Source organism: Akkermansiaceae bacterium (assembly GCA_017798145.1).
Taxonomy (GTDB): Bacteria; Verrucomicrobiota; Verrucomicrobiia; order Verrucomicrobiales; family Akkermansiaceae; genus Luteolibacter.
On record CP059069.1, the window covers coordinates 261,042 to 283,734 of the forward strand.

The 22,693-nt window shown below is 61.6% G+C and carries 22 protein-coding genes, 2 tRNA genes and 1 pseudogene; 16 read left to right on the plus strand and 9 right to left on the minus strand.

From position 1 onward, the window contains the following. Positions 1-10: 10 nt before the first annotated feature. Positions 11-868 carry a helix-turn-helix domain-containing protein gene (locus tag HZ994_01135; GenBank protein QTN30988.1) on the plus strand — a complete coding sequence of 286 codons (858 nt, stop codon included), beginning with the start codon at positions 11-13 and terminating at the stop codon, positions 866-868. A gap of 3 nt (positions 869-871) precedes the next feature. On the opposite strand, the gene HZ994_01140 is transcribed toward HZ994_01135, so the two are convergent. After that, positions 872-2,656 (minus strand): heparinase II/III family protein, encoded by a 1,785-nt coding sequence (locus HZ994_01140; protein ID QTN30989.1) that lies wholly within the window; start codon positions 2,654-2,656, stop codon positions 872-874. Between the two features lie 24 nt (positions 2,657-2,680). Between HZ994_01140 and HZ994_01145 the strand changes: the two genes are divergently transcribed. From HZ994_01145 to HZ994_01165, 5 genes are all read left to right on the plus strand, one after another. After that, positions 2,681-4,012 carry a tetratricopeptide repeat protein gene (locus tag HZ994_01145; GenBank protein QTN30990.1) on the plus strand — a complete coding sequence of 444 codons (1,332 nt, stop codon included), beginning with the start codon at positions 2,681-2,683 and terminating at the stop codon, positions 4,010-4,012. Between the two features lie 61 nt (positions 4,013-4,073). Further along, complete coding sequence (locus HZ994_01150; protein ID QTN30991.1) at positions 4,074-4,814, plus strand: pyridoxine 5'-phosphate synthase; 741 nt, start codon at positions 4,074-4,076, stop codon at positions 4,812-4,814. Next, positions 4,811-5,200, plus strand: coding sequence for a holo-ACP synthase (gene acpS, locus HZ994_01155; protein ID QTN30992.1), 390 nt, complete (start codon positions 4,811-4,813; stop codon positions 5,198-5,200). Before HZ994_01150 ends, acpS begins: the two co-directional genes overlap by 4 nt. Before the next feature lie 43 nt (positions 5,201-5,243). Then, entirely contained in the window at positions 5,244-6,239 is a 996-nt protein-coding gene (gene hemB / locus HZ994_01160) for a porphobilinogen synthase (GenBank protein ID QTN30993.1), read from the plus strand. 80 nt (positions 6,240-6,319) lie between these two features. Continuing rightward, positions 6,320-7,351, plus strand: coding sequence for a beta-lactamase family protein (locus tag HZ994_01165; protein ID QTN30994.1), 1,032 nt, complete (start codon positions 6,320-6,322; stop codon positions 7,349-7,351). Positions 7,352-7,404: 53 nt separating this feature from the next. On the opposite strand, the gene HZ994_01170 is transcribed toward HZ994_01165, so the two are convergent. From HZ994_01170 to HZ994_01180, 3 genes are all read right to left on the minus strand, one after another. Further along, positions 7,405-8,760 (minus strand): alkaline phosphatase family protein, encoded by a 1,356-nt coding sequence (locus HZ994_01170; protein QTN30995.1) that lies wholly within the window; start codon positions 8,758-8,760, stop codon positions 7,405-7,407. 196 nt (positions 8,761-8,956) lie between these two features. After that, a tRNA-Ser gene (locus HZ994_01175) sits at positions 8,957-9,046 on the minus strand. Positions 9,047-9,120: 74 nt separating this feature from the next. After that, the gene (locus HZ994_01180) at positions 9,121-10,164 is read right to left on the minus strand and encodes an N-acetyl-gamma-glutamyl-phosphate reductase (GenBank protein QTN30996.1); all 1,044 of its coding nucleotides are present in this window, start codon (positions 10,162-10,164) and stop codon (positions 9,121-9,123) included. A gap of 76 nt (positions 10,165-10,240) precedes the next feature. On the opposite strand from HZ994_01180, the gene HZ994_01185 reads away from it, so the two are divergent. Continuing rightward, a tRNA-Pro gene (locus HZ994_01185) sits at positions 10,241-10,317 on the plus strand. Between the two features lie 258 nt (positions 10,318-10,575). Here HZ994_01185 and HZ994_01190 read toward each other — a convergent pair. Continuing rightward, positions 10,576-12,158, minus strand: a pseudogene (locus tag HZ994_01190) (MFS transporter). Between the two features lie 193 nt (positions 12,159-12,351). On the opposite strand from HZ994_01190, the gene HZ994_01195 reads away from it, so the two are divergent. Then, complete coding sequence (locus HZ994_01195; protein QTN30997.1) at positions 12,352-13,752, plus strand: efflux transporter outer membrane subunit; 1,401 nt, start codon at positions 12,352-12,354, stop codon at positions 13,750-13,752. 6 nt (positions 13,753-13,758) lie between these two features. After that, positions 13,759-14,889 (plus strand): efflux RND transporter periplasmic adaptor subunit, encoded by a 1,131-nt coding sequence (locus HZ994_01200; GenBank protein ID QTN30998.1) that lies wholly within the window; start codon positions 13,759-13,761, stop codon positions 14,887-14,889. Between the two features lie 18 nt (positions 14,890-14,907). Here HZ994_01200 and mtnP read toward each other — a convergent pair whose 3' ends face one another. Further along, complete coding sequence (gene mtnP / locus HZ994_01205; protein ID QTN30999.1) at positions 14,908-15,798, minus strand: S-methyl-5'-thioadenosine phosphorylase; 891 nt, start codon at positions 15,796-15,798, stop codon at positions 14,908-14,910. A gap of 20 nt (positions 15,799-15,818) precedes the next feature. On the opposite strand from mtnP, the gene HZ994_01210 reads away from it, so the two are divergent. After that, complete coding sequence (locus tag HZ994_01210; protein ID QTN31000.1) at positions 15,819-16,205, plus strand: DUF2293 domain-containing protein; 387 nt, start codon at positions 15,819-15,821, stop codon at positions 16,203-16,205. Here the strand turns inward: HZ994_01210 and HZ994_01215 are convergent, their stop codons facing one another. From HZ994_01215 to HZ994_01225, 3 genes are read right to left on the minus strand one after another with little or no spacing between them, the layout of a single operon-like run. Next, entirely contained in the window at positions 16,206-16,439 is a 234-nt protein-coding gene (locus HZ994_01215; protein QTN31001.1) for a DUF2132 domain-containing protein, read from the minus strand. It lies immediately after the preceding gene. After that, the gene (gene arsS, locus HZ994_01220; protein QTN31002.1) at positions 16,436-17,527 is read right to left on the minus strand and encodes an arsenosugar biosynthesis radical SAM protein ArsS; all 1,092 of its coding nucleotides are present in this window, start codon (positions 17,525-17,527) and stop codon (positions 16,436-16,438) included. The genes HZ994_01215 and arsS overlap by 4 nt, the downstream gene beginning before the upstream one ends. Beyond that, positions 17,412-18,125 carry a DUF1080 domain-containing protein gene (locus HZ994_01225; GenBank protein ID QTN31003.1) on the minus strand — a complete coding sequence of 238 codons (714 nt, stop codon included), beginning with the start codon at positions 18,123-18,125 and terminating at the stop codon, positions 17,412-17,414. The genes arsS and HZ994_01225 overlap by 116 nt, the downstream gene beginning before the upstream one ends. 151 nt (positions 18,126-18,276) lie before the next feature. Here HZ994_01225 and HZ994_01230 point away from each other — a divergent pair, with 151 nt between their 5' ends. From HZ994_01230 to HZ994_01255, 6 genes are all read left to right on the plus strand, one after another. Further along, on the plus strand, positions 18,277-18,684 hold the full coding sequence (locus HZ994_01230; GenBank protein ID QTN34287.1) for a SufE family protein: 408 nt from the start codon (positions 18,277-18,279) through the stop codon (positions 18,682-18,684). Between the two features lie 46 nt (positions 18,685-18,730). Continuing rightward, positions 18,731-19,783, plus strand: coding sequence for a GTPase ObgE (obgE, locus tag HZ994_01235; GenBank protein QTN31004.1), 1,053 nt, complete (start codon positions 18,731-18,733; stop codon positions 19,781-19,783). Further along, on the plus strand, positions 19,780-20,172 hold the full coding sequence (locus HZ994_01240) for a gamma-glutamylcyclotransferase (protein QTN31005.1): 393 nt from the start codon (positions 19,780-19,782) through the stop codon (positions 20,170-20,172). The genes obgE and HZ994_01240 overlap by 4 nt, the downstream gene beginning before the upstream one ends. A 19-nt stretch (positions 20,173-20,191) precedes the next feature. Next, the gene (locus HZ994_01245; protein QTN34288.1) at positions 20,192-20,740 is read left to right on the plus strand and encodes a leucyl/phenylalanyl-tRNA--protein transferase; all 549 of its coding nucleotides are present in this window, start codon (positions 20,192-20,194) and stop codon (positions 20,738-20,740) included. A gap of 173 nt (positions 20,741-20,913) precedes the next feature. Continuing rightward, positions 20,914-21,618 (plus strand): PEP-CTERM sorting domain-containing protein, encoded by a 705-nt coding sequence (locus HZ994_01250; protein ID QTN31006.1) that lies wholly within the window; start codon positions 20,914-20,916, stop codon positions 21,616-21,618. Positions 21,619-21,747: 129 nt separating this feature from the next. Next, the gene (locus tag HZ994_01255) at positions 21,748-22,671 is read left to right on the plus strand and encodes a hypothetical protein (GenBank protein QTN31007.1); all 924 of its coding nucleotides are present in this window, start codon (positions 21,748-21,750) and stop codon (positions 22,669-22,671) included. The last annotated feature ends 22 nt before the right edge of the window (positions 22,672-22,693 follow it).

A 22,693-nucleotide genomic window follows, 5' to 3' on the forward strand; every position in this document is an offset into this window, starting at 1 on the left:
GATCCCGCCAATGAAGCGGGTGCTCAAGATCGAGGAATGGTTCCATCCCGATGGCTTTCCCATCAGCGTCGAACGCAGGGAGCCGCAGGGGGAGTTCGGCCCGCACGGGCATGAGTTTGCGGAGCTGGTGCTGGTGATCGGCGGGAAATGCCTGCATGTGAGCGGCAGCGAATCGTGGGAACTGACGGCGGGGGACGTGTTCGTCATCAATGCCGACCGCGAGCACGAATATCGGGACTTGGACGACCTCAAGCTCGTGAATATCCTGTTCCAGCCGGATCAGCTCAAGATGCGCTTGCTGGATCTGGCTTCCGTGGCGGGTTACCATGCGCTTTTCACCTTGGAGCCATCACGGAAGTCCCGTGCGCCCGCCCGCAGCCGGATGCATCTGGGTAGCCGTGAGCTGGCGCAGGTTTTGGAGCTCGCGGACAGGTTGGAGGCAGAGCTGGATGCCCGTGAGCCGGGCTTCGGATTCATGGCCACGGCGACCTTCATGCAGCTCATCGGGATGCTATCGAGGCTTTATGGAAGCAATCCATCGCCGGACGGGAAAGCGCTCCTCCGCATCGGCGAGGCACTGTCCCACCTTGAGCGGAACATCAACAACGAGGTGAATCTGGATGAACTGGCCAGCATCGCGCACATGTCCTCGCGGAGTTTCCTGCGGATTTTCCGCTCCGCCACCGGCACTTCGCCGCTGGCGTGGATGCTTGGCCAGCGCATCAACCGCGCCTGCATGTTGCTGCGCAACACCGACAAGCCGGTCACCGAGATCGCCTTGGATGTGGGCTTCAACGACAGCAACTATTTCAGCCGCCAGTTCCGCAAGGCCACCGGCTTCTCTCCGAGGGATTACCGCAGACGGTGAGGTTCACTCAGCACCGCGAAACACCGCCTTGATCGTCATCTTGCCGTCATCCCCGGCAATCGCATTGAGGAAGATCCTTGTCATGCCGGGGTTCGGCTCGTCGTGGTCGGTGGTCGGGGGATCGGCGGGGGAGATCTCGATGGATTTCGATTGGGGTGAGGAAAGGTCGAGTGCCATTCTCTTGCCGCCGAGCCGGAGTTCGATTCCGTCTTTCCCGGAATCCACCTTTGCGCGGGTGATCATGTGCCAGGTGATCTTGTCGCCGGGCTTCAGGCTTTCGAGGGTGTCCGTCACGGTCACGGTTCCATCCTCCATCGTGAAGCGGCGCTGCGCGGTTGCTTCCTTCGGAAGGCCGAGCGGTGCGGACATGTCCAGGAGTGTCTCGTTCTCCGGTGCGCCTCTTGAGGAAAGGATTTTCGCCTTTCCATCAATACGGTGGAGCCCGCCGTTGTAAGTGAGCGTGTTGTGGGTGTGGTTGTTGAGCCGGAACACCTCCCAGCGCCTGCTTTCCTGCTCCATTTGGAAAAGGACGAAGCCCTTCTGCTCCAGCGAGTGGTAATCCTGTTTCCCGAGATCCGCCGCCCACCGTTGTCCCGCCCAATCGAGCACGAAGGATCCCGCATCCATGTGGCCGTGGGGGACATCGGCCTTTCCCGCCTTGATTCCGAGGAAAAGCCCATCCTCCTTGTATCCGGTGCGGTGGAAGGCCACCGGGCTGTGGCCGCTTCCTAGGAAGTGCAATGGCAGGCTGTCCTCCTTCACATCTCCCGCTGCCGGAATCCAGAAGGCTGCGAGTGCGAGGAAACGGCTGGATCTGGCGAGTTTGGGGGCGAGGATGGGTTGGATGGCAAAATGGCGCAAAGACCCGCTGCGGTTCTCCCGTGCCATCCACGCAAGCGCCGGGCTAATCCCCGGTTGGCTCTCATTCGTATCGCCATAGTTGTAGAGCAAGCCACTGGTTCCATGAGCTTGCACGAGGTAGCGGCCGCTTTCGAGAAATCCCGGGTGGGAAACAATGCCCGCTTCCGGCAAGCCCGCCGTCCTGAGTGCTTCGACGATGAGGATCGCGAAATCCGTACCATACTGCCAGTAACCGCCGCCCTCCGCGTAGGCGCCGTCCGGCGCATAGCTGCCCTTCATCCCGACCTTGATCGCCGCACGCGCCTCGGCCATCGCCTGTTTGCAAAGATCCGGCTCAATGTCCATGAGCGCGATGGACGAAAAAACCATCCCGGCCATGCATACCTGGTTCCAGTTGTTAGGGCGTTCCTGGAGCGATTTGTAACCGAAGGTCTCCCGCAGCCCTTTCTCCAACAGCGCAGTCCCGATGGCCTTGCGCTGCTCCGCGCTGAGTTCGGCGTGGAGCCAGTCGTATCCGATCGCCACCGCTGTCTGCATCTCCGCCGTGTCGAGGTGGTGTGCGGGGTGCCAGTCCTTGAAGGCACAGACCGCCAGTAATTCCTCCCGGCAGCGTTCGAGGTATTTCCGGTCGCCGGAAACCTTCCATGTCGTCGCCAGGTCGAGCACCCGCTGGAGAGCCTCGCGGGAAACGGAAAGCATGCGCCGCCCAGTCAGCACGTAGGTGACTGGAGGGGCATCGAGCACCGAGTCGGCGCGCGCAACCGTGGCTTGTATGATATTGCGGACAGCCGGCTCCGCCTCCATCCGTGCGGGCAGTTTTTCCCAATCAGCCGCCGTGACCAGAAGCCGGGGATGGGCGGGGAGTCCTGCATCGCAGACGGCCAGCGAAACGGCAAGGGAGAGGGGAACAAGCAGGCTTTTCAACATGGGATCGCGGGTGTAGGAAGCGTTATGCACATCGCACACTGCATCGGCATGGCAACTGTCTCGGCTTTAAACGCGGGCAGCCTGCTGGATTTTTCATACGGGGTGTTGGAGGAGCTGCGCGGCAAGGAGGATCTAGCAGGTGAGTATTACGAAAAAGCTTACGCCGCCGATCCCACCGCCATGCACCTCGTCCGCATGATCGCGGAAAAACGCCTAGCAGAGGGCGATCGTGCAGCCGCCTTCGGGATCTTCCAGGATGCCGTCGGTGCACGTCCCGACGAGCCGATGATACGCATCGAGTTCGGGGATTTTCTCGGGCGCATCGGGAAAGGTGATTCCATCGCGGAGGGAAAACGTCGCGAAGCCTACCAGCAAGCGCTTGCCGCCATGCCCGGCGATCACTTGCCAATCGAGCGCCTCATCCGACAGGAGCGCGAGCTCAGCAACGACAACAGCGCCCGCGAATATCTTGAGAGGCTGAGGCTCGATACGCCGGAGGCCGTCCGCTATTACGTCGCTACAACGAAGAGCCTCTACGACAGCAAGGACAAGGGCGCTCGGGCCCGCATCGAGAAATGCTTTGCCGATGCTGCGGAAAATCACCCCGAGTGGTCATCCATTTCCCGCGCCGCCAGCGACCATTTCCGCGAGGCCGGGGACATGGGGAAAGCCATCTCCATCCTTCGGAAGCACGTGGCGGCCGTCCCTTCCTCGCTCGATCTGAAAATCCGCCTCGGGATCCTGCTTCTCTCCGAAAAGGAGATCGGGGAAGGCATCGCCATACTCAAGGAGGTTCTGGAGGCGCATCCCGGGAAATCCCTCGCCCACGAATCCCTCGCCAAGCAATACCGCCTCCAGGGAAAGCATGAGGAGGCGAGAAGCCATGCCGCCGAGCTCCTCAAGATCCGCGGCGGCACCCCCGATGAATTCCTGGAACTCGCCGACGAGCTCATCGCCGACGGCGAGTTCCGCGCCGCCCGCCTGCTCTTGGAAAAAGCCGTCTTCGATCGACCCGAGGACGCCGCTCTCATGATGAAACTCGCCATGGCCAGCTCCCGGGATCCGGAGACCAAAGACAAGTCCGCCCGCCTTTTCCGCGAGGCCGAGGCGATGTTGGCCAACCCCGCCGACATGTCGCCCGCCTTCCTGCTGGAGTCCGCCCGCGAGCTCGTTGCCCAAGGCCAGGCCAAAGCCGCCGAGGAACGCCTCCGCAATGCCATCCGCAATTTCCCCAAGGAGGCAAAAAACGAAACCGCCGCAGCCATGCGTGCCCTCGCGGATCTCTGGATCTCGGAAGGCCGCAATACCGACGCGGCCAAGGCCCTGATCTCACGCGCCGAGGCACTGGAAAAGTAATCCTCACACTCCTCGCCAGTCTTGCATTGCGGGTGGGGGGAACGCGGGCTAGCTTACGCACATGGGACTTTTGCTCGGGGTGAACATCGATCACGTGGCCACGCTGCGGCAGGCGCGCTACGCCCTTTTGCCGGATTCCCCGAATGCGGAGCCTTCCGTCGTGGACGCTGCGCTGGAGGCGAAGGCCGGCGGGGCGGACTCGATCACCGTGCACGTGCGCGGCGACCGCAGGCACATGCAGGATGCCGATGTGTTCCGGATCAAGGATGCCTGCGACCTGCCGCTCAACCTGGAGCTTGGCATCACCGAGGAGATGATGGATCTCGCGTTCCGGCTCAAACCGCAATTCGCGTGCCTCGTCCCGGAAACGCGTGAGGAAGTCACCACCGAGGGCGGGCTGGATGTTGTCGCGCTTTCCGGGACGGTGAGGGAAGCGGTGAAACGTCTCAAAGACCGCGGCATCAAGGTCAGCCTGTTCATCGATCCGGTGCCGCAGCATGTTGAGGAGGCATCCCGCTCCGGGGCGGACATGATCGAGCTTCACACCGGGGCTTTCGCCAACGCGGAGGATCCTGCGGAGGAACTTTCCCGTCTCATCGCTGCGGCGGAGCTGGGTCATTCGCTCGGCCTCCAGGTGAACGCGGGCCACGGACTCAACTACCGGAATCTCCCGCTGCTCTTCAAGGTGCCCCATCTGACGGAGCTGAACATCGGCCACAGCATTGTCTCCCGTGCGGTTAGCGTGGGCATCAGGCAGGCGGTCGCGGAGATGGTGTCGGGGATGAAGGGATACGGCGCATGATCATCTACGGGATCGGGATCGATGTGGTGGAGGTGGATCGCATCGAGGCGGCCATGGAAAAGCTGGGGGATGTGTTCGTTGGGAGATTGTTCACGATCCGGGAGCAGGAGTATTGCTCGAAACAAAAACGACCCGCCCTCCATTACGCGGCGCGCTTCGCAGCGAAGGAAGCGGTCTCGAAAGCCCTCGGGACAGGGATAGGCGGGCAGGCGGGTTGGTTGGATATGGAAGTGGAGCGGGCGGAAACCGGCGCACCGAAAATGGTTTTCAGCGGCAATGCGGCGGAATTCCTTGCCCGGGAGGGGATCGCGGAGGTGCAGGTGAGCCTCAGCCATGCCAAGGAATACGCGGCGGCGAATGCCGTGGCGGTGCGCATCCCCCGCTAAATTTCGGTTTCCAGCCAGGCGGGATGGGATGTAGCCTCCCGTCATGGAAATGATGATGCGCGGCAGGAGGAACAGGCGGACGGCCGCGATACGCGGCTTGGTGCGGGAAACCCGGTTGCATGTGGAAGACCTGATCCTACCGCTGTTTTTCCATGCGGATGCCGAGGATGTGGCGATCGCCTCCATGCCCGGATGCACCCGATGGTCGCTGCAAGGACTCGTCGCCGAGGTGCAGTCCGCCCGCGCGCTCGGCATCCGCGCGGTGGTGCTTTTCCCGAAAATCGAGGAACGCCTGAAATCCCCGGACGCGGCGGAATGCGCGAACGATGACGGCCACGTCCCCCAGGCCATCCGCGCCATCAAATCCGCCTGCCCGGATGTCTGCGTGATCACCGATGTCGCCCTGGACCCCTACAACTCCGACGGCCACGACGGCATCGTGGTGAGGGAGGGGGACTCCCTCAAAATCCTCAACGACGAGACCGTTGAGGTACTCTGCAGGCAAGCGCTCTGCCATGCCCGCGCCGGGGCGGACATTGTCGCCCCCTCCGACATGATGGACGGGCGGATCGGCGCGATCCGCGTGGCCCTGGACGAGTCCGGTTTCGAGGAAGTCGGGATCATGGCCTACACGGCGAAATACGCCTCCGCCTTCTACGGCCCATTTCGGGGGGCTTTGGATTCGGCTCCCAAGGAGGGCGACAAGAAGACCTACCAGATGGATCCCGGCAACGTCCGCGAGGCGGTCCGCGAGCTGCTCATGGACGAGGAGGAGGGCGCGGACATCGTCATGGTCAAGCCCGCCGGACCCTACCTCGATGTGATCGCCCGGCTCCGGGATGAGACGACCTTACCCATCGCCGCCTACCAGGTGAGCGGCGAATACCTCATGATCAAGAGCGCCTGTGCGGGCGGCTGGCTCGACGAAAACGCGGTGGTCATGGAAAGCCTGCTCGGGATTCGGCGCGCCGGTGCCGACATGATACTCACCTACTTCGCAAAACATGTCGCTGGCTATCTGAATAAATACGCTGAGTAATGGAATTCAGTGAGTTGGAGATATATTTCCGGGAAAACTTTTCTCTGCGCGGAGAGCTTGGAGCCGGGCTCAGCGTGTGGATGAATGGCGAGGAAATCTCAGAAATCGAAGGTGGCTGGCTCAATAGGGAGCGATCCAGCAAATGGTTAAAGCGAACGTTGGCTCCGGTGTATTCGGCGACCAAGGCTCCGGCGGCGGCAACCCTGCTGCATGTGCTCGATGGGCGCGGACTAACGATTGAAACGAATGTTGGTGAGGTTTGGCCGGGATTTCCTCTGCCGGATGCGAGCTTCGCGGAGATGCTTTCCCATCAGTGCGGTCTGGCGGCCTTGGATGAGGTGGTGGACGTGTTCGACCATACGGCGGTGGTTGCGGCGATGCAGCGGCAGAAGCCAGGGTGGCAGCCGGGAGAGGGGCACGGGTATCATCCGCGTACGTATGGTTTCCTGCTGGACGAATGCGTGCGCAGGCTTGATGGGCGGTGCCTGGGGCGGGTCTGGAACGAGGACATCGCCGCCCCGGCGGGGATCGACTTCTGGATCGGCCTGCCCGAAAGCGAGTGGGGTCGGGTGGCGTCCTTGGTTCCGGGAAGGGCTACGGTCTCGCCGTCCGAGCAGGAATTTTACGAAGCGTTCGGGACTCCAGGAAGCCTGACCCGGCGCGCATTTTCCTCGCCGAAAGGGCTCCATGCGATCGCGGAAATGAACAGCCCGAAGGCGTGGTCGGCCGCCCTGCCGGCGATGGGTGGCGTAGGCTCGGCAAGCGGATTGGCGAAATTCTACCAGCTCGCCATCGGTGCGATGCCTGGGCCTTTTTCCGATGCGGTGCGGAAATCCCTGGCCGGGCTCCAGTCCAGCGGGGATGACAGGGTGCTGCTGCGTCAGACCGCCTTCACCTGCGGTTGCCAAAAAGACCCGGTGGATGCGGATGGCAACAAGAAGCGCTTTCTTTACGGGAAATCCACCGCCGCCTTCGGCCATCCGGGCGCAGGAGGCAGCCACGGCTTCGGTGATCCCGCAAGCGGGCTGTCCTTCGGCTACGTGATGAACCAGATGGAACTCAGCGTCATGCCAGGTGAGCGTTGCCTGGGGCTGGTGCAGCGGCTCGGTTGAGTTCGCAGCCCGATCCCGTGTGAGGCGTTTGCTTGGTGGGAGGACCCTTGCTTTTAGGAAGACCTCTCCGGCAACGACTTCTGCCCGAACTCAGCGAGGATCGCGGCATGGACATCTTCAGCGCACCGCACCCCGTAACGGGAACCGATCAGCAGGGGTTTTTCCGCATCCGCAACCTTTTCCCTGCCATGTGAGCCTTTGACGAGGCTGGCATCCAACGGGATGACATCGAGCAGGCCGCGTATCCCCAGTTTTTTCTTGAGCAGGAATTTTGCGATCCTGAGCTTGGGGAAACCGATCTGGGGATCGATGAAAAGCTCGCAGGGATCGTAGCCGGGCTTGCGGTGAATATCGATGGTGCGGGCGAAGTCGGGGGCTTTCGCGTCATCGGTCCAGTAGTAGTAGGTGAACCATGCGTCGGGATCGGCGATGGCGATGAGGTCGCCGGAACGGGGATGGTTCTGCGGGCGGATCTCGGCGATGCCGGGGGTGCTTTCCAGGAGGGCGCGGACTTCCGGGAGGGTGCCTGGATCGTTCACATAGACGTGTGCGATCTGGTGGTCGGCGACGGCGAACGCCTTGCAGCCGCCGCAATCGAGGGTTTCGCGCCCAAGCTCGTTCTTGATCGAGAGCCAGCCCTTTTCGCGGAAAAGGCGGTTGAGATGGATGGGCTTGTCCACGGGCGAGATCCCGTATTCGGAAAGAAGCATTACCTTCACGCCGCGCGATTCGTAGAAGCGGATCAGATCCGTGACCACCCGGTCGATGGCCTGCACCTCATGGGCAATGCTTGGCGCGCCCGGCCCGTCTTTCTGGAGGCAGTAGTCGAGGTGAGGGAGATAGACCAGGGAGAGGGTGGGGGAGTTGATTTCCTCAACGTGTTTGGCCGATGCGGCGATCCATTCCGAGGAGGCGATCCCCGCCGCAGGGCCCCAGAACGCCGGGAAGGGGAAGGGGCCGAGCGCGGCCTTTAGCTCATCGCGCAGACCCATGGGCTGGGTGTGGATATCGAAGTGTTTTGATCCGTCCGCCGGATAAAGCGGGCGGGGGGTGACGGTGAAGTCCGCCGAGGAGTGCATGTTGTACCACCAGAACAGCTTCGCGCAGGTGAAGCCGGGGACGGTCTTGCGCAGGGTGTCCCAGATCTTTTCGCCGTGGACGATATGGTTCGACTGCTTCCAGAATCGCACCTCCGCCGTCTCGCGGTCATACCAGCCGTTGGCGACGATCCCGTGTCTTTCCGGCGGCGTGCCGGTGAGGATGGAGGACTGGGCGGTGGTCGTGAGTGCGGGGAAGGCCGGGGCATAGTTCTGGAGACCGTTCTTTTCCGCAAAGGCCGTGATGCCCGGGGCATTTCCCCCAAGCAGGGATTCCGAGAGGCCGACAACATTGAGGACTGCGAGGCGCATGGGCGTAGCATGAGACATCAAGGATGAAACTCCAAGGGAAACGAGGCGAAGCCAAGCCCGGGGGGATGATTTTGCCCGCTAGCCTCGCGCCTGCGTTCGAACCCTTTGCTTCGCAGGGGATCTCATCCCTCCCTTGGCTGGTTGGCGATTCGGTGCCGAAAGACGAAAAAAGCCCGCTGAAGCTGCGGGCTTTGAATGGCGGACAGGGAGGGATTCGAACCCTCGGTGACGTTGCCGCCACACACGCTTTCCAAGCGTGCTCATTCGACCACTCTGACACCTGCCCTTGGAGAGCGGGAAACTAGGTAGGCTTGCGATGGCGGGCAAGCTCATTTTTATGGGAAAATGCGGGAGGCGCTGTCACCATGTGCCAAGGCCGGTTCGCTCGTCGATGCCGGCCATGAGGTTGAAGCTCTGGACGGCCTGTCCTCCGGCGCCTTTTCCGAGGTTGTCCTCCGCGCTCATGAGGATGACGCGACCCGTGCGCGGGTCGGTTTCCCAGCCGATGTCGATGAAATTGGTGCGGGTCACCATTTTCGTGTCGGCGGGCTTGCCACGTCCTAACAGTCGGACGAAGGCGGCATCGGAATACGCGGCATCGAGAGCTGCGCCGATCTGATCGGGCGAGACGCCTTGGCGGAGAATTGCGGTGCTTGTGGTGCAGATGCCGGCATTGACCGGGATGAGGTGGGGTATGAAGGAAATGGTCACGATCTCGCCCGCTGCGATGGAGAGTTCCTGTTCGATCTCGGAAAGGTGCCTGTGCTTCGGCACGCCGTAAGCGCGGGCGCTTTCATTGCACTCGCAGAAGAGCAGGGAGAGATCCGCCTTGCGGCCTGCGCCGCTGACGCCGCTCATGGAGTTTGCGACGATGGTTGCTGGGTCGATGAGGTTTTCACGCAGCAAGGGAAGCAAGGGCAGGATGATGCTGGTTGGATAACATCCGGGGGAGGCGATGAGGCTGGCGGCGGCGATTTCCGCAGAACGGATTTCCGGAAGGCCATAGACCGCCTTTTCCAAAAGATCCGGGGCGGGGTGCGGGTGGCCGTAGAATTCCTCATAGATTGCTGCCGAGCGGAGACGGAAATCCGCGCTGAGGTCGATGACTTTCAGCCCACGCTCCAAGAGGGCGCGCGCGATCTCCGCCGCAATGCCGTGGGGCAGGGCGAGGAATGCGACCTCCGCGCCGGTGGCGGCGATGAGATCGGGATCCGGCTCGGAAAATGTCAGCGCGGCGGAACCGGCCTTTGCGAAGCGAGGGAACACCTGGTCGAGGCGCCTGCCCGCTTCAGCGCGGGAGGTCACGGCGGCAAGTTCCACGTTAGGATGCGTGAGGAGGATGCGCAGGAGTTCCATGCCGGTGTATCCGCTGGCTCCGACGATGGCTGTCTTGGTTCGTTTCACGGTCTTTACATCCCATGATTTTCCGTGCTTGCCAATGAGCGAATCGGCTGCTTTGTTGTGCGTCCGTTCGCGGAAACGGGCTATAGCGCAGTCTGGTAGCGCGCTACACTGGGGGTGTAGAGGCCGTGGGTTCGAATCCCGCTAGCCCGACCACGGAGGTCGTTTTTCCGGAAATGCGCGGAACCATCTTTCGCGCGGCTCCCTTTCATGGGTCTGGCGGGATGAGAAGCCCTGCGGAGGACCGGGTTCGAACGCAGGGGCGAGCATCGCGAGCGAATCATTCCTTGCGTGCAGCGCAAACCGGCATGGCCGCAGGGGATTCCGCTATCCCGACTTACCGATATCCTGGCCGGGGGCAAAGAAAAGCGGCGCACCTTTGTGGGGTGCGCCGCTGGGGAAGTTGCCAAGGTCTTATGCCTGATCGTCCACTTTCAGCGGACGGTATCCGCCGATGGATTTGAAATAGAGGATAAGGAACAGGAAGATGCCTGCCATGGTAAGGGGTATGATGGAGTCAACCCGCAGGGTCTTGCGGTTGCCAACTATGTCAGCCGCTACGACGGTTTGTTCGGCAGCGGTTCTTTCCGTGGATTTCTTAGCTGCTTCAAGCTTGACCGGATCTATGCTGGCAACTTCCTCGAATGCGAGGAACTTGCTGGTGTTATCGCCGGCAGTCCACTCTGCGTGGATGGCGGAGTCTTGTTTGGCGAGTTCTTCCGCAGCGAAGCGATCCTGAAATATCCGAGCCCTGGGCCACCGATGAGTCCGGCAGACATCATGCCGACACCGCCCATGAGCGAGATCGCGATACCGCCCGTGCGCGGGAACCTGTCGGATACGACAGCGAGCATGGTGGGCCAGAAGAAGGTTTTACCGAATGCATACACGAGGAGTGCGCCGAGCGCAGGGCCGAAGGCGGAGACTGCGCTGACGAGATTCAGGCCGAGCACCGCGAGCAGCGAGCAGACAAAGAGCAGGCCGACGGGTTTCAGGCCGCACTTGGTCTCGATGAAGTGGGCGCAGAAGCGGAGTCCGAACATCATCAGCGATGTGAAGACGAAGAGGATCTTGCCCTGTGTTGGGTTGAGGATGGCTCCGGTGATGTTCTGGATCCAGCCGTCGGTGCCGAGTTCGACGGCGCCGACAAGTGCGTGGGCGATGAAGAGGAGTGCGAGCATCCAGTGACCGATGGCAAAGCCCGTGAGTTTCGCAATGGAAGCGAGGACGAGAACCGCGATCACCGATGCGAGAATGGTGCCGGCAACGGGTGTTTCAAAGAACGGGGTGAGCAGGCCCTTGAAGAAGAGGTAGAGCATGAAGCTCACCACTGCGCCGCCGAGGAGACCGACGTCCTTGAGCATTTCGCCGAATTTGAGGCCTTTCTGGGTGGCTTCGGATTTGGGGTATTTCTGTCCGAAGAACATTGCGCCGTAAATGACGGTGGGGATGAGGTAGAGGGAGAGCTGAGCTTTCCAGCCCCAGCCTAATTTGTCACCGAGCACCCATCCGATCACGCCGCCGAACACCATTCCAAGCGGCCATGAGGCATGAAGGATGTTGAGGTAGTGGTTGCGGTTGTTCGGGAAGAGGGTGGCGACCAATGGGTTGGAGACGGCTTCGAGGACGCCGTTGGCAGCACCGAAGGCGAACATGCCCCAGAAAAGGAACTGGTAGGCCACGCCCTGGGCTTGTCCTGCGGATGCTCCGAAAGTGACGAAAGCGGAAATGACGTGGAGGGCGAAGGCGGCGAAGACGAGTTTGCCGTAACCGAATTTATCCACCAGCACACCGCCGATCATGATGCCGAAGCAGAAGCTGGTGAAGCCTGCCCCTCCGATCGCACCGAGCTGCGCGCCGGTGAAGCCGAAGTCGGCGGCCCATGTTCCGAAGATACCTCCCCGGACACCGAAGCCAACACCGGCTGCTAGGATGGCTGTGAATCCGGCCCATAGGAGCCGGCGTGCGTTTGGTGCGATTGCGTCTGTGTTACTCATAGGTTTTACAAATGTGTTTGTTGGAACTATCGGCTCCGTGCGGGCTTGGCAAGCATTCGGGCCGGGAAATACAGGATTTTTCCGTGGATGATTCCCTGAACCTGCCGCTGCGTTGCGCTCGGAGGGAAAAAATCGTTTGAAAAACGGCGTTGCGGGTTAGGGTGCGCTGCCGGGGAATCGGGCTGTGGACTGCATGGGATACGAGAATCTTTTACCGACGAGCATCACGGCGGGGGCGGCGTGCCTGCTTCTGGTTTCCTGCCCATCGCTGCCTGATCCGAAGGCGGGGGCGATGGATGCGGGGCTGGGCATACCCGCCGGTTACAATGGCGGCAGGGCGCCGGTGCCGGAGCTGGTGGAAAGCATGGGCAGCCTTTTCGGGGATGCGAACCTGCGTCGGCAGATCGCACGGGCGGAAAAGCACAATCCCGACCTGGATGCGGCGGCGGCGAGGCTTGAGGAAGCCGGCTTCCATACCCGGAGCGCTCGCTCCGGCCTTTTTCCATCCCTTGCCGGAAACGCGGGATCGAGCCGCTCGCAGACGAATGCAGCGGGCGCGGGCTTCAACTTCGGATCGGTGATCACCGAGCGCAACAGCGCCTCGCTCGACGCGCAGTGGGAGGTGGATGTCTGGGGGCGGATCCGGGCGGGGGTGGCTGCGGCGGATGCGAGCCGCGATGCGGTGGCGGCGGATTACGAGGCGGCGCGGCAATCCATCGCGGCGCAAACCGCTCAGGCGTGGTTCGAGCTGGTGGCGGCGACCAAGCTCCGCGATCTGGCGGGGGAGCGGATGGATTCCTTCCAAAGCACCTACGACCTTGTGGACAGGAGGTTCGCGCTTGGCACGGCGGGACTGGGCGAGCTGAGCCTTGCGAAAACGGACATAGAGAACGCGAGGGCTGAGATCAACGGGCGGCAGGACAGCCGCGACCGTGCGGCACGCAGGCTTGCCACGCTCAGCGGCAGCTACCCGGATGCGGGCGGTCGTGCGGCGGACTGGCCTTCGATGAAGCGGGCGGTTGCTGCGGGGATCCCTTCCACCTTGCTGGAGTCGCGGCCTGATATTTTTTCCGCCTACATGCGCATCCTTGCGGCGGACGCGAGCGTGAAGGTGGCGCACAGGGATCTTTTCCCGCGCTTCAGCCTCACCTCCGGCGGCGGCCAGCAATCCTCCGCGCTGCGCGATCTTGCGGACACCGATTTCACCGTCTGGGGGATAGCCGCGAACCTGAGTGCGCCTATCGTCGATGGCGGGAGCAGGCGGGCGGAACTGGGTGCCGCCAATGCGAGGGCGAAGCAGGCGCTCGCCGCCTACCGCTCGACCGTGCTCAATGCCTTCCGCGAGGTGGAGGACGCGCTGGGCTCCGAGCTTTATCTTGCAAAACAGGAGGAGGCGACCGCCGCCGCGCTCAAGGCGGCATCCACCGCGGAGGAACAAGCCCTGCGCAACTACGAATCCGGCCTGGTGGAAATCCTCACGGTTCTGGATGCGAAGCGCCGCCGTTTTTCTGCGGAGGAAAGCCTGATCCAGCTCCGCAACCTGCGTTTCCAGAACCGCGTCGCCCTCGCCCTCGCCCTTGGAAAGGCATACTGAAACGCCATGAAGACCGCCCTCAAGATCATCATCCCCATCGCCATCCTCGTGCTTGCGGTGGGCGGTTACAAATTCCTCGGCAGCCTCAAGCCGAAGCCGCAGAACCGACAGCCTCCGCCGGTCGTTCCGGTGGTGGATCTCGCCTCGGTCTCGCCGCAAGACCACGCGCCGCCGGTGCTCAGCTATGGAACGGTGACGAGCCATTTCGAGACCGCACTCACGCCGCAGGTCAGTGGGAAAATCACGGAGGTCTCGCGGCAATTCCGGGTTGGCGAGAAGGTCGCTGCAGGGGAAGTGCTGGTGAGGATCGATCCCACCGATTACGACGCGGCCTTGGCGCAACGCGAGTCGGAGCTGACGCTTGCCGAGAGGGCGCTCGCGGAGGAGGAGATCCGCGCGGAGCAGGCGGCGGGTGATTGGGAGGCATCCGGGCGGGATCTTTCCAAGGCTTCGGATTTTGTTTTGAGGAAACCGCAGCTGGCGGCGGCGAGGGCGAGCATCGCATCGGCGGAGGCGGCGATCAAGAAGGCGCGCGCGGATCGGTCAAGGACGGAAGTTCGTTCTCCGTTCGCTGCGGTGGTGACGGCACGTGAGGCATCGCCGGGGAATCAGGCATCGCCGCAGGTCTCGCTAGGGACATTGGTTGCGACGGAAAAAGTGGAGATCCGCCTGCCTTTGACAGCGAGCCAGATGGCGCGGGTGAGCTTGCCGACGGAGGTGGAGCTGAGCAGCCCGCTGCAGCCCGGGGTGGTATGGCAGGCCAAGTTGGTGAGGATGGAGCCGACCGTTGATGCCCGCAATCAGGTGATGTATGCGGTGGCGGAGGTTGCGGATCCGTATGGTGATGGGAAGACGGCGCTGCCGGTGGGGATTTTTGCGAACGCCTCGGTCAAGGCCGCGGCGATCCCGGAGTCCTACCGCATCCCGGAGGCGGCGTTCGTGGAGGACAGGTATTTTTGGGCGATGGACGGGGAGGGGGAGTTGATGCGTGTGGAGGCGGAGCGGGTGCATTCGCATGGCGGCGAGACCTATGTCAGACCCCTGGAGGGCGGACGCGGCGGGCTGAAGGTGGTCATCCGGCCCCTGAGCAATTTCCGCAAGGGCATGAAGGTGAAAGCGGGCGACCTTTCCGAATGAGCGAGCCTTTCCAAGGACTCAGAGGAACCTGCCGATGATGGGCTTGAGCTTCTGGGTGGTCTTTGACGGCCAGTTTGCGACCGGCGTCAGGATGGCGTTGTCCAGCGAGCGGTGCTCCGGCCAAGCGGTTTCGTGCGGCAGGCTGGGGATGAGGGCTTTGATGATGTCCTTGGCCAGCGTGGAGTTCGCATGCAGGTTCGCGATGACCGAGGCGACATCGACCGCCGCCTCGTCCTCCTTCCAGCAATCGTAGTCGGTGACCATGCAGAGCGTGGCGAGGGCGATCTCCGCCTCGCGGCAAAGCCGGGCTTCCGGGGCGTTGGTCATGCCGATGAGATCGAAGCCCATGGCCCGGTGCATGTTGGATTCCGCGCGGGTGGAGAAGGCCGGGCCGTTCATGGATACGTAAGTGCCGCCGTCGTGATGGCGGGTTGTGTGCTGCGCCGCGGCATCTAACAGGATCCTCCGCATTTCCGAGCTGTAGGGATCTGCGAAGCCGACATGGGCGGCGATGCCGTTTCCGAAAAAGGTGTGCTCGTGGCCGCGCCCCGTCCTGTCAACGAGCTGATCCGGGACGACGACATCGCGGGGCGCGAGCTCCTGCCGCAGCGAGCCGACGGCGGTGACGGAAACGGCCCAGCGGGCGCCGAGCGAGCGCAGTGCCCAGATGTTTGCGCGGTGGTTGATTTCGTGAGCCAGCAGGCGGTGCCCCCTGCCGTGGCGAGGGAGGAAGAGGACGCTGCGTCCGGCCAGGTTACCCTCGATGATGTCGTCGGAAACCTCGCCGAAGGGGGTGATGGGGTTGTGGCGTTGGATGACTTCGAGCGTGTCGATCTCGTAGAGGCCGGAGCCGCCGATGATGGCTAGGGATGGGTTCACGTGAGTTGGGGGCTTGAGTTTCAAAGGCATCCTGTTTCTTAATTCCCAATATGGCAAACGTGGAGACGATGGATGTGAAACGGGCCGAGGATTTCGCCGGGGCGGTGTGGGATTTCCTTTCCTTCCATGCCGACTGCGCGGATCTGGAGGCGAAAATGGCTGGGCTGATCGCGTCGCACGCGGTTCCGGTTGGAAGCGGGACGGTGGCGCGGACCAAGCGCATCCCGATCGAGAAACGGGCGGAGGCGGCGACGATCGCCTGGCTGCGCCATCAGACGACGGCCTACGATTTCATGAATATCCGGGGAGACAGGCGCGAGGTGAGGCAGATGCTCGCAAAGGAATCGAGGAGGCGGCTGGAAGGGTATCGGAGCGGTGTGAAGCTGGGGAGGGGCTGCCCGATTTGGCAGGCGGTGACACACGGCGGGACGCAGTAGCTACATTTCGCGCTGCTGGCGTTCCAGGGTTTCGATGAAAAGCGCCTCCACCTTGCCGCGCGCCCATGGGGTTTTACGGAGGAATTTCAGGGTTGATTTCACCGAGGGGTCATTGGCGAAGCAGCGGATGCGGATGCGGTCAGCGAGATCGTCCCAGCCGTATTCCTCGGCGAGGCGGGTGACGATGATCTCCAGGGTGTAGCCGTGGAGCGGGTCGTTGGGATGGGGATTCATGCGCTTGCGGTTTCGAGCGCCCCGCCGCAGGAGCTTCCCGCCCCGGCAGTGCAGCCGAAGCAGTGGTTGGCGGTGAGGATGGGGAGATCCTGCATGGAGTCCGGGGTCACATCCCAGAGGAAAAGTCTTTTGCCGCCGGATTGCTGCTGCATGAACAGCATCTGGTTGAAATCGCAGTCAAAGACCTCGCCCTTCCAGCCGATGTTGATGGTGCTGCGGCACATCAGCCCGCCGACGGTGGCGGGGTTGAAGGAGTCTGTCAGGAGTGCCATGTATTCATCCCATTTCCCCTGTTTGCGCAGATCCGCGGCGAAGCGTGCGATGGGCAGGTTGGTGATGGTGAAAAGTCGGGTGAAGACGATGCCGAAGTGTTTCTCAAGCTCCTCCCTGTAGTCCGCCTCAAGCTCCGCCTGATCGGGTGGCAGCTTGGCGCCGATGGGATTGTAAACAAGGGTCAGCGGGAGGGTGGTTCCGTAGCCGACGGCATTGAGTTTTCTCAGGGCGGAAATGCTTTTGCCGAACACCCCGTCGCCGCGCTGGGCGTTGACGTTTTCCGCCGAGTAGCAGGGCAGGGAGGCGACGACCTCGACGCGATGCCGTGCGAGGAACTCCGGCAGGTAGGCATAGCGCTTCGTCTCGATGATGGTCAGGTTGTTGCGATCGATCACATGCGCCCCGACCGAGCGTGCGGTCTCCACGAAATGGTCGAAGTGTTCCGAGATCTCCGGAGCACCGCCGGTGATGTCCACGGTGGCGGGCTTGTGCTCGATGATCCACTCGACGACCTTCCGCGCCGTCTCGGCATCCATCATTTCCGTGCGATCCGGCCCGGCATCGACGTGGCAGTGGGCGCAGGCTTGGTTGCACTTGCGGCCGACGTTGATCTGGAGGGTCTCGAAACGGCCGCGGCCGAGGGGTGTGCCGTACCTTTGGAGCTGCGCTTGGAAGTCGTTCACGGAGGTGGCGCTCAGCTTAGGGCAATTCCCGGATGCGGAGATTGCGGAACTTGATGGGCGAGCCTTCGGACTCGAGGCAGAGGTAGCCGCTGTTGGGCTGGCAGTCCTTGCCTCCGGAAAGCTCCACGCCATTCACCCAGAGACGGATCTCACCGTTGATGGCGCGGATGTAGTAGTGATTCCACTCGCCGTGCGGCTTGGTGTTTTCCGCGGAGGGGAAGCTGCGGACCCCATCGGGCGAGAGCGGGGGGAAAGGGGTCATCCTGGCTTTCCTGACCGGAAAAACATCGCCATGGCAGGTGAACCAATTCCCGGGCTTGCCGGAGGACTTTTCGTAGGAAGCCTTGAAACCGGGATCGAGCACCTGCACCTCTATGCCCTCGTCGGGCAGGCCTGGCTTGATGAGGGCCTCAAGCGATGACTTGCTGGTCCACACGAAGACCCCGGAATTGCCGGATTCCTTTTCGTGCATCCACTCGAGGACGAGCTCGAAGTTTTTGTATTCCTTCACGGAGCGCATCACGCCGATGGGTTGGCCGGTGCAGGAGATGAGCCTTGCGGCATCGTCGAAGCTCCATGTTTCCGGGCTGCAGTTCACGTTTTCGAAATCCGCCTCCAGCATGGGCTTCCAGCCGTCCTCGAGGCCGGTGATGGAGGCTGCGGGGACGGCCTCCGCTGCGGCGATGCATGCGGTTAGGAAAAGGGCGAAGGCACTTCGTTTTGCGGTCATGGCATGGAGCATAGGAGCGAAAGGAAATGGGGCAATTCCATTTATCCCGCCGCCAACCAGGGTTTTACCTCAGGCACCCTGGCACCAGGCCGCATCCTGATCCGTGCTTGATGTTTCCGTGCTCCCGCGCTCCATTCCGTGTGTGAGCGGAATCAGGGAGAAACAGGAACAATTGCTGGAGGATCTGGGTATCTTCCAGGACTGGACGGAGCGCTATGAATACGTGATCGGCCTCGGGAAAAAGCTGGAGCCGCTGCCGGAGGGTGCCCGCAATGCGGATCATCTCATCAAGGGCTGCCAATCGCAGGTCTGGCTGGATGCTGAGGAAAAGGACGGCCTCATGAATTTCCGCGCCGACTCGGATTCCCTCATCACCAAGGGCATGATCGCGCTGTTCATCCATGTCCTCAACGGCGAGACCCCGGATGCCATCCTCACCGCTGACATGGATTTCATCGAGAAAACCGGGCTCAAGGAGCATCTTGCGCCCACCCGCGCGAACGCCCTCAACCTGATGGCCACCCAGATGAAACAGCGGGCGCTCGCTTTTGCGAAATGACGCATTGCCGTTGACGAGCGGGGCCGGGGAGAAGAACACTGCGGGAATGTTCATCGATCACATCAGGATTCTTGCGAAAGCGGGCGACGGCGGCGACGGAGCCGTCTCATGGCGCCGTGAAAAATTCGTCCCCCGCGGCGGGCCGGATGGCGGGGATGGCGGGAATGGCGGCAAGGTCATCCTCGTGGTTGACAACTCCACCGACACCCTGCGGCAATACCATTACGACCCGAAGCTGATCGCCGAGGACGGCAAGCCCGGCGGAAAGCACAAGAAGACCGGCAAGAGCGGCAGGGACAAGATCGGCAAGGTGCCGCCGGGGACCGTCGTCTATCGCACCGATGCGGCAACGGTGAACGAGGCGGTCGAGTTCGAGCGCAGCGAGGACGGCATCGATCTCGATCCCATCGCGGATCTCGTGGAGGAGGGGCAGCGCATCGTTCTTTGTGAGAATGGCGTGGGAGGCGAAGGCAATTTCAAGTTCCGCACCGCCACGAACCAGACCCCCACCGAGCACACCCTCGGCACGCCGGGGCAGCAGGGGGTCTATTACCTGGAGCTGCGCCGCATCGCCGATGCCGGTCTTGTCGGATTTCCCAATGCCGGCAAATCCACCCTGCTCGGAGCCATCTCCCACGCCAAGCCGAAGGTCGGCTCCTATCCGTTCACGACCCTCCAGCCTATGATCGGCGTTGTGGAGTTCGGCGGCTTCCGCCGCTGCACCGTCGCGGATATCCCGGGGCTCATCGAGGGTGCGCATGAGAACCGCGGCCTAGGCCATGAGTTCCTGCGCCACATCACCCGCTGCCGGGTTTTGCTCTTCGTGCTCGATATGGCCGGCAGCGAGGGGCGCGATCCCATCGGCGATCTGGAAATCCTGCGCAAGGAAATCAAGGAATACGACGAGGATCTTGCGAAATTCCCTTGGAAGGTGATCGCCAACAAAATGGATCTTGAGGGTGCGGGGGAAAACCTCGCCGCGTTCAAGCAGCGTTTTCCGAAGGTGGATGTAATCGCGATTTCCGCCGAGAAGGGCGAGGGGCTGGACAATTTGAAAATGATGTTGGATTCCGAAGTCTCGCACCGCGCCAAGAAATGAATGTGAATCCGGTCTTCGTCTATGGCACCCTGAAAAAGGGCGGTTCCAACCACTTCCGGATGGGGCGCACCAGCTTCGTGGGTGCGGGCAGAATTTTTGGGAAAATGTATCGCATCGATTGGTATCCGGCGCTGGTTTGCGGTGGGGACTCATTGGTGAGGGGGGAGCTCTATCTCGTCAGCGATGCGGATCTTGCGGCGCTGGATCGCTTTGAGGGCATCACCCCGGAGACCGATGAACCGCGCGAATACCGCCGTGTGAAAACCATGGTGACCCTTGACTCCGGGGAGACAGGCGAGGCATGGGTCTGGGAGTGGGCAGGCGGGATCGGTGCCGCCATACCCTTGGACGGCGAGGATTGGCTGGCCTACGAGCCGAACCCCAGCTGAGATCCACGTGGAGCCGGAAATCATCCCACCGGAGATCCTGCTCGATGCCTACGCACAGGGCGTTTTTCCCATGGCGGAGGGGGGCGAGATCGTATGGTTCTCGCCCATGCTGCGCGGGATCATCCCGCTCGACGAGAGGTTCCACATTCCCCACGGATTGCGGAAAAAGCTCAGGAAGTCGCCGTTTGAGATCCGATACGACACCGCGTTCCGGGAAGTCATGCTCGGCTGCGCGGCGCGCGACAGCACCTGGATCGACAACGTGATCCTAGAAAGCTACTGCCGCCTGCACGAACTCGGTCACGCGCATTCCGTGGAGTGCTGGGATGCGGATGGCCTGCAGGGTGGGCTCTACGGTGTCGCAATGGGCAAGGCTTTCTTTGGCGAGAGCATGTTCACAAGGAAGACGGATGCTTCGAAAATCGCCCTTGTGGCCTTGGTCGGAAGGCTGCGGGAGCTGGGCTTCGGGCTGCTGGATACCCAGTGGATGACGGATCACCTGCGTGCCTTCGGGGGCTGTGAGATAAGTCGCCATGAATATTTAAGCTTACTTGATGAGCTGACTTGATTGATATTACTATAGTTGAAATCATATTGTTTAGTTGGTTTAATTTTAATTAAACTTAACTTAAAAAGTATATTTTTTGCTTGTTGTGTATCTAGGTGTCTGGTCATTTAGGTGCGTCTGGCCGTAACTCGGTTAAGACACCCCCCACCCCCCACCCCCCACCCCCCCACAACATGAAAGCATTGATCGCACTAGCGGCCGCTCTGGTCGTTGCCTCCGCAATGTCCTCACAAGGACAAACACTCACTTGGAACCTGGGCGGCTCTGCCGGATATGGTTCCTCCAATGGAAACTCCCTCTCTTTCACCCAGAGCGGCGTCAAGGTTACAGCCTCGGCATGGAGTTACACCAAGGGTTCCTCAAACAACGCGCTCGAAAGCGCCAAGCTCGGCCAATGGAGTCCGGGTCTTGGGGTTGTAAACCGTGAGGAGAATAACTCCAGCCCATGGCACCAGGTTGATAACTACCTTCAGAACGACTATATCCTTTTCGTCTTCGATCATCTTGTAACCGTGCAATCGGTCAAAATCACACCTTCCCCCGGGCCATACGACCAGGATGTTTCCTACTGGGTGGGTAACATTGCCAACAGCAATCTCGATGGCGTGAGTTACTCCGGCCTTGCCGCTCTCGGTTTCCTCCCTGAGAAGGTAGTGTCAGGAAATTCCTCCAGCTCATCCAAGATCGTTGGAATCGATTCTCCTTCCAGCGGAATCAACGCAATCCTCTTCGGCCCGGAGCGGGGCCTTGAAACGGACAGTACATTCATCGACGCCTTCAAGGTCGGAAATATCACGGCGAAAGTCGTCCCTGAGCCTTCCGCAGCCCTTCTTTTTGTCATCAGCTCACTGGGTTTCTGCCTCCGCCGCCGCCGCTAGGCACATCGGTCTTTTTCGTGGAATTGTTTTCCCGCGCCCCCTTGGGGCGCGGGTTTTTTTGTGCCGGAATCCGGAAGCCGGGGCTTGATTCGTTAAGTTTTCCGAAATACCTTCCATGTGAGTTTGTCCATGAGCCGCACGAAGATAAAGGCCAGCACGAGGAATCAGCAGAACAGGAAGAGGGTGCGTCCGCAGGGCGTGCCCGCATTCCTTTCGTCAGTGAAGAAGCGCAGCCACGAGGAGAACAAGCGCCGCCTGCGTCGGCGCAGCGGCAAGGATTTCCTCGCCTCCGTCGGCATCGATGAAATCCACTGCGAGGAATCCCAACCGGGGCTCCGCACCCATTTCCTGCGCTTCCTTCTCGCCTGCATCCTGCTGCCGGTCTGCTGGGTGACGACCTGGACTTTCCTCATCCGCTTCTCCCACACAACCGTGGAGCAGGGATTCTGGCAGGCCTCGCAGTTCTGGTATTTCGCGGTGGGCGCGCTGGTGATGCTAGGTTGGTTCTGGTCACGGATCTGGCAGCCGGCCTTCCTGTATTGCTACGTCTTCGGCCACGAGGTCACCCACGCCGCATTCGTGAAATGCTTCGGCGGCAGGGTGCTCGACATGGACTGGGGCACGCAGGGTGGTTATGTGACCACCGACAAGACCAACTGGGTTATCGCCCTCTCCCCGTATTTCGTTCCGTTCTGGAGCGTGATCGCGGTGATCGCCTATGTGACGGCGAGCCTCCTCTACGAGATCACGCCGCTGGGCAACATGGTTTTCTACGGAGTGATCGGAGCCACGTGGTCATTTCACCTGACTTGGACGCTCTGGATGATCCCGAGGGATCAGCCGGACCTCAAGGACAACGGCACCTTCCTTTCGCTTGTCCTCATCTACTTCGGGAATCTCATCGTCCTCATCGGGCTGCTCTGCCTTGCCGCGCCTTCGCCCGTGGAAAGTTTGCGGGATTTCGCATACTCATGGCTCAGCACAGCCGCGACATGGGCTGATGCCGCGCTGCGCTGGATCCAGGATCTCGCGGAAAACGCCGCCCGCAGCTGAGAGGCGGGATTCGCAATTGTCT